The 5,487-nt window shown below is 42.0% G+C and carries 3 protein-coding genes and 2 pseudogenes; all 5 read left to right on the top strand.

Features of this window, described 5'->3' with window-relative positions; genetic code table 11:
* Positions 1–116 (top strand): annotated as a pseudogene (locus tag IM477_RS05660) (Uma2 family endonuclease); the annotation flags it as partial.
* A gap of 204 nt (positions 117–320) precedes the next feature.
* A complete protein-coding gene (gene menA / locus IM477_RS05665; RefSeq protein WP_287730867.1) occupies positions 321–1,229 on the top strand; it encodes a 2-carboxy-1,4-naphthoquinone phytyltransferase in 909 nt (302 codons plus the stop codon).
* Between the two features lie 308 nt (positions 1,230–1,537).
* Positions 1,538–3,277 (top strand): helicase HerA domain-containing protein, encoded by a 1,740-nt coding sequence (locus tag IM477_RS05670; protein ID WP_287730868.1) that lies wholly within the window; start codon positions 1,538–1,540, stop codon positions 3,275–3,277.
* 56 nt (positions 3,278–3,333) lie between these two features.
* Positions 3,334–3,786, top strand: a pseudogene (locus tag IM477_RS05675) (DUF29 domain-containing protein).
* Positions 3,787–3,788: 2 nt separating this feature from the next.
* Entirely contained in the window at positions 3,789–5,156 is a 1,368-nt protein-coding gene (gene rlmD / locus IM477_RS05680) for a 23S rRNA (uracil(1939)-C(5))-methyltransferase RlmD (protein ID WP_287730869.1), read from the top strand.
* Positions 5,157–5,487 lie beyond the last annotated feature (331 nt).

Genomic DNA, 5,487 nt, shown 5'->3' on the forward strand with positions numbered 1-5,487 from the left:
AACAAGTGGAAATTTATCGTCCTCAGCAACCCGTAGAAATTATGGAACTACCCGCTAATTTAAGCGGAGAGGATGTCTTACCCGGTTTTAGTCTATTTATCTCTATTTTTGAGTAAAATATCCTTAAAACCGAGGTATGATCAGACCTCTGGTAAAAATCAAAAATTGTTGTTAGGGTTAGGAGTCGGTCGTCAGTAGTCAGGGGAAATTTAGGGACTTTTTCCCTGAAAATTGGCTAATTGACCCCCTAAAAATCGGTAAAACCCCACACCCTACACCCTAGGCCTAGGAAAAACTTTTTCAGCAAACCCTATTTAACTATGACCACCGATACTATCACCACTCCCTCACCCAAAAAACTCTGGTTAGCAGCCCTTAAACCACCAATGTATAGTGTGGCGATTATACCGATTATTTTGGGAACAGCGATCGCTTATCAGGAAACAGGTCTATTTTCTCCCCCGGTTTTTGCCACTTTTATCCTCTCAGCTATTTTAATTCTCGCTTGGTTAAATCTCAGTAATGATGTTTTTGATGCCGATACCGGGATTGATGTCAATAAGGCACATTCGATCGTTAATTTAACCGGCAATAAATCTTTAATTTTCTGGCTAAGTAATCTTTTTCTCTTATTAGGCATCGCTGGCATTTTTGCTATTAGTTATTGGCGAGGCGATTGGATGCTCCTAGAATTAATCGCCCTCTGCTGTTTTTTGGGCTATACCTATCAAGGGCCTCCCTTCCGTCTCGGTTATCAAGGATTAGGTGAAATTATCTGTTTCTTTACTTTTGGCCCCTTGGCGATTGCCGCTGCCTACTATTCCCAAGTCGGTGCTTTTTCTCTCTCTAGTCTAGCGGCTTCAATTATTATCGGGATTACCACTTCTATCATCCTTTTTTGTTCCCATTTCCATCAAGTCGCCGATGATCTCAAAGCGGGTAAAAAATCACCCATTGCTCGTTTGGGTACTTTAAAAGGTTCTAAAGTTTTAACCATAGTGACGGTTCTCGTTTACGTTTTAACGGTAGTTTTTGTCCTGCTGCAGGTTTATCCCCCTCTCACTCTTTTAATCTTCCTTAGTCTCCCTTTCGCTTGGCAATTAGTCAACCACGTTAACCAAAATCATGACCAACCTCAGCTAGTTAGTAACTGCAAGTTTATAGCGGTTAATCTCCACTTTTTTAGTGGCATTCTCTTCTCCCTTGGCTATTTCCTTGCTTCCCGTTGATCAACCCGATTTTTTTTCTTAAACCCCTTGACAAAACCCCATCACTTGACCTATACTTATATTCATAATGGGAATCCGTGCTTGCCTGCGAACCCTTCATTTTTAGGCGGGATAGACCGAAAAAAAATTAACCGAATTACTTTTTTCCTCTAGCTATCATCGGTCGTCAATATTCAGCATTCAGCTTGTATTTATTCTCCCCATTTCCCCACATCCCCATTTCCCCATCTCCAAACCCGATCGAGTTTGCACTTATTAACGGAAAAGTGACAGAATAGGGGGATAGATCGCCACAAATCAAGGTTAGCATGAGTGAACAGCCCCTCGGATCGGTTATTCAAGGTTCCCTGAGTGAAGGTTTAGAAATCCGTCTTTATCCGGATATTTCGGTAGAAGATATGCGCGTCGGTAAATTTTTAGTGGTGCAAGGCACTCGATCGCGTTTTTTCTGTCTCCTCACCGATGTCTCCCTGGGTAACTCCAGTCCCCGGATTATCGCGAATCCTCCCCATCCCGATGATAGTTTTATGCGCGATGTTTTGGCGGGTAGCGGCACTTATGGTACTATTGAACTATCGCCTATGCTCATGTTTACGAAGTCAGAGGAAGCCCCGGCTTTTCAAGCCGGGGTCTCTCTGACTCCGACTGGAGGTAATTCCCCGGCAGTTTCTGACACTTCCTTAGGCTCTTTTCAACCCCAAACTAGCGCCGATTTAGAATTACTGCCAGTTAAAACTATTCCCGCCCATTTTAGCCAAGTTTATGAAGCTTGTGAGCAGGATTTTCGCATGGTTTTCGGTTGGGAAGATGATCCCACCAGAAAGAATTTTGCCATTGGTCAACCCCTTGACATGGACGTGCCAATATGTATTAATCTCGATCGCTTTGTGGAACGTAGTAACGGTGTTTTTGGCAAATCCGGGACAGGAAAATCCTTTTTAACCAGATTACTAATTTCGGGAATTATTCGCAAACAAGCAGGGGTTAACCTCATGTTTGATATGCACTCGGAATACGGTTGGGAAGCGATGAAAGAAGGGAAGGATGTTTCTACGGTGAAAGGATTATCTCAATTATTCCCCGGACAGGTGGAAATTTATACCCTCGATCCCGATTCTACCAAACGCCGGGGAGTACGAGGAGCGCAGGAATTATTCTTAAGTTATAATCAGATTGAAATCGAGGATATTCGTTTAATCGGTCGGGAATTAGGCATCTCGGAAGCTAGTTTAGATAATGCCAATATTCTCTATAACGAGTATGGAGAATCTTGGATCGTTCAGTTATTAAATATGAGTAACGAGGATATTAAAATCTTCTGTACGGAAAAACAAGGCCATGCGGGATCAATCATGTCCCTCCAGAGAAAATTAATGCGTCTAGATAGTTTGAAATATTTAAGAAGTGTTTGTCCCCACAATTATATCGATCAGGTTTTACAAGCTTTAGATGCAGGTAAGCACGTTGTCATTGAATTTGGCTCCCAAAGTAATATGCTTTCCTATATGTTAGCCACTAATATGATCACCCGTCGGATTCATGCTAATTATGTGAAAAAAGCTGAATATTTTTTACAAACCAAAAACCCCGTTGATCGGCCGCAACAGTTAGTGATTACCATTGAAGAAGCTCATCGATTTTTAGATTCTGCTGTGGTGCATCAAACTATTTTTGGAACCATCGCCAGGGAGATGCGAAAATACTTTGTTACTCTCTTAATTGTTGATCAAAGACCTTCAGGAATTGATAACGAAGTCATGTCTCAGGTAGGGACAAGAATCACCTGTTTATTAAACGATGAGAAGGACATCGAAGCCATATTTACCGGGGTTTCTGGAGGGGGAAGTTTGCGATCAGTTTTAGCGAAATTAGACTCAAAACAACAGGCTTTAGTTTTAGGTCATGCGGTCCCTATGCCGGTAGTAATTCGTACTCGCGCCTACGATCAAAAATTCTATGCTGAAATAGGTGCGACCGACTGGCGAGAATTACCCGATGAGGAAGTATTAGCGGCGGCCAAAATTGCCAAAGCCGATCTAGGATTTTAGAAAAATTAATTTTTGATTGTAGAATAGAGTTGGATTGTTTTTACTGTTTACCTCCCATGACCGCTCAAATACCGATCTCGAAGATAAGCTTATACGATCGAGATTTTCAGCTATGGATCGAGACAACCGTTAACTAATTACGACGGGAAGATTTTGCCTCGGTTGACTGGACTAATCTGATCGAGGAATTAGCAAGTATAGGAAAAAATAATCGACAGGCTCTCAAAAGTTTGTTAATTCAATTATTAGCGCATCTGCTCAAGTTAGTTTATTGGCAGACGGAAAGAGAGTATAATGCTAATAAATGGGAAGCGGAAATTATTAATTTTCGAGTTCAAATTGCCGATCTGCTGGAAGACAGTCCTAGCTTAAAACCTTATCTCCTCGAAATTTTCGATTCTTGTTATGGCAAAGCTAGGCAAATAGTCTCGAAATTGAGCAAGCAAGAAATTCCTATAGAAGTCATTATTACCCCAGCAGAAACCCTGGATGAAAACTGGTTTCCCTAACTATGCAACAAGGTGATTTAATCGAGATCGAGATTACCGACCTCAACCATACGGGCGAAGGTGTGGGAAAATACCGAGGACAGGTGATTTTTGTGCCGGATACGGTCATTGGCGATCGCATTCAAACTCGCATCACCTATATCAAAAAAAGTCATGCGATCGGCAAACTACAAACTATTCTACAAGCTTCTCCCCATCGTATCCGGCCCCGCTGCATCGTCGCCGATAAATGTGGTGGCTGTCAATGGCAACACATCGAGGATCAATTTCAGCGCCTAGTCAAAAAAGAGCAAGTACAAGAGGTATTAACCAGAATTGGCGGTTTTAGCGATCCTTTGGTTTATCCTCCCCTCACCGGTAATTCTCCCCTCGCTTATCGCAATAAAGCTACCTATCCCCTCGGATTTTCCCCCACCGGCAATGTGCAAGCAGGTTATTATCGTCGCGGCAGCCATCATCTGATTAATCTCAATCAATGTCCGATTCAAGATCAGGCTTTAAATCCGTTTCTAGCAGAGATAAAACAGGATATTCAGGGTCAAGGCTGGTCAATTTACGATGAAAAGACCCACCAAGGACAATTACGCCATTTATCCCTAAGAATTGGCCGCCACACGGGAGAAATTTTATTAACCCTGATTAGTACCGATAATAATTTACAGGGAATTGAGGCACAGGCGCGGCAATGGCTGGCAAAATACGCCAATTTAGTCGGTGTAACCGTGAATTATCACCCCGATCGAGGTAATGCTATTTTTGGCGCTCAGACCACAACTATCGCCGGAAGGGACTATATTACCGAAAAGTTCGCCGGATTAACCTATCAATTGGCTGCCGATACCTTTTTTCAGGTTAATACAGAGGCTGCTGAGGCTTTATTTGCGGTTATTTGTCAGAAATTAGACCTTAAAGGTGAAGAAATTCTTATTGATGCCTACTGTGGCATCGGTACTTTTACTTTACCCCTCGCTAAACGGGTTAAAGAGGTGATTGGACTAGAATCCTATAGCTTTTCCCTCGATCGAGCCAAGATTAACGCCCAATTAAATAATATTACCAACACAACTTTTATTTTGGGGGCAGTAGAAAAAACTTTACCGCAACTGACAGTTAAACCCGACATTATTCTACTCGATCCGCCCCGCAAAGGTTGCGATCGATCTGTCCTCGATAGTCTGTTACGGCTGCAAAGTCAACGCATTGTTTATATCAGTTGTCAAAGTGCAACTTTAGCCAGAGACTTGCAATATCTCTGTAAAACAGGCGATTATCAACTGCTAGAAGTGCAAACAGCTGATTTCTTTCCCCAAACTCCCCACGTCGAATGCGCCGCTTTTCTTAGACAAAAAACAGCGAATATGGTAGGATGAAATAGGAGGAAAAACCCGACACTTTAGCCGTTTATGGTCGAAAAGTAAATGGGTAAGGATAATAGCATATTAAAGACCGTTCCAGTCAACTACTTTTTTGATTAATTACCCGCTCAAAGTGGCCTTGATTCTCGATTGGTGTGTAGATCAATCATAAAAATATCTAATCAATCTCAGAGACAGAAAAGGGATAAAACATGACTCATCGAAAATTTGGGTCTGAAACCCCGTCGTTCTACGACGGCTTTACTGTTAAATATTAGCACATTTACGAAATATATGCTAAAATGTGAAGTATGGAAAAAGCCTATTCGTTTCGATTTTACCCCAC

Source organism: Microcystis sp. M090S1 (assembly GCF_020246295.1).
Taxonomy (GTDB): Bacteria; Cyanobacteriota; Cyanobacteriia; order Cyanobacteriales; family Microcystaceae; genus Microcystis; species Microcystis aeruginosa.

Coding starts and splice junctions, on each gene's coding strand:
- menA (WP_287730867.1), top strand. CDS start 321: ATGACCACCGATACTATCACCACTCCCTCACCCAAAAAACTCTGGTTA.
- IM477_RS05670 (WP_287730868.1), top strand. CDS start 1,538: ATGAGTGAACAGCCCCTCGGATCGGTTATTCAAGGTTCCCTGAGTGAA.
- rlmD (WP_287730869.1), top strand. CDS start 3,789: ATGCAACAAGGTGATTTAATCGAGATCGAGATTACCGACCTCAACCAT.